The 1,156-nt window shown below is 52.5% G+C and carries 1 protein-coding gene; it reads right to left on the bottom strand.

Annotated elements, in window-relative coordinates; genetic code table 11:
• The coding region (tssI, locus tag ATN88_RS17115) for a type VI secretion system tip protein TssI/VgrG (protein ID WP_232313357.1) at positions 1-1,117 on the bottom strand (1,117 nt) is incomplete at its 3' end.
• Between the last annotated feature and the right edge of the window lie 39 nt (positions 1,118-1,156).

Raw genomic sequence — 1,156 nt, 5'->3', positions numbered from 1 at the left:
CACGTACCCAACAGCTTGAGGCATCATCGCTGTTGCCATAGCGGTCCCACGGGAACTGCACTTTAACGCGCCCGTGTTCATCACAATAGATTTCTTCGCTCTCTGGACCCGTGACGGTGGCGATTTGCGGCCCTTGGACACACGGTTTGGGTTGCGGCTTGGGTCGCCACGGTCGGTGGTTGGGAATGACAGAGAAGGTATTGTGGAAGGTAGTCATGTCCTCAGTGCCATGCTCTTCCAAGGCTTGTGGTTGCGTGCCTTGAAAGGTGGTACTGACCACGGTCCACTTGCGGTTGCTGTCGGGATTCGGGTGTTCAATCAGTGAAAAGACGTGCCCAGGATACAAGCATGGGGCATTGCTGCTTGCTGTGGCCGTTATCGCATTGCTACGAAGGTGTTCAAGGCGGTATTGGGTAAAGGGTTTGCCAGTCGTGTCAGATTTGTAGCGACCGGGGTAATCAAAGTGCTCATAGGTACCCCGTTGAAAGGCCATCTCGGTTCCAGAGGTATCTTGCAAGAACCCATACGCTGGCTTTTTGAAACTGTAGTCTTTGAGCTGCACTGAAGAGGGACGTACTTGCGTGATATCTTGCCAACCTTTGATAAAGGGCTGGCGATGCAAACCCCCTGACGTGGCGTTGTATTCCAAGGGCTCACTGAATGTTGGTAAGGCCTGCATTTCATCGGTAAAGAGCACCGTATGGCCGTTTTCATTGTGGAAGAAGGCATAGAGCAAGCCCTCCTCAGCCGCGATGCGCTCGATAAACGCCAAGTCCGACTCACGGTATTGCACACAGTATTCTCTGGGCTCAGGCATGCCTGAAAGCGAAAAGGCGTAATCATCAATGCCCATCTCTTGCAGCAAAATGCTGATGATGTCGGGCACAGTCTGTTGTTGGAAGATACGGCTGTTTTGACGCAATGACAGTCGTGAAAGGGCAGGCACCATGTCTAGTGCATAGTGAGTGTGATGGGTTCCAGTATCACCAACCGAAAACGTGCGCACCACACCGTGAAAACGTTGCTCAATCTCACCGTCTTGCCAAATCGACAGGCACACATTGCAATCTACCGTGTCCATGGCCGTGAGCGTTTCAACCCTACTGGCAAGCGACACTCGAAATTCAAAAGGTGCTGAGAGTGACGCATGGCCACT

Origin of the sequence: Enterovibrio coralii (assembly GCF_001559595.1) — a bacterium.
Taxonomy (GTDB): domain Bacteria; phylum Pseudomonadota; class Gammaproteobacteria; order Enterobacterales; family Vibrionaceae; genus Enterovibrio; species Enterovibrio coralii.
The sequence above is the reverse complement of the archived record's forward strand: the minus strand, read 5'-3'. Positions and strand labels throughout refer to the sequence as shown.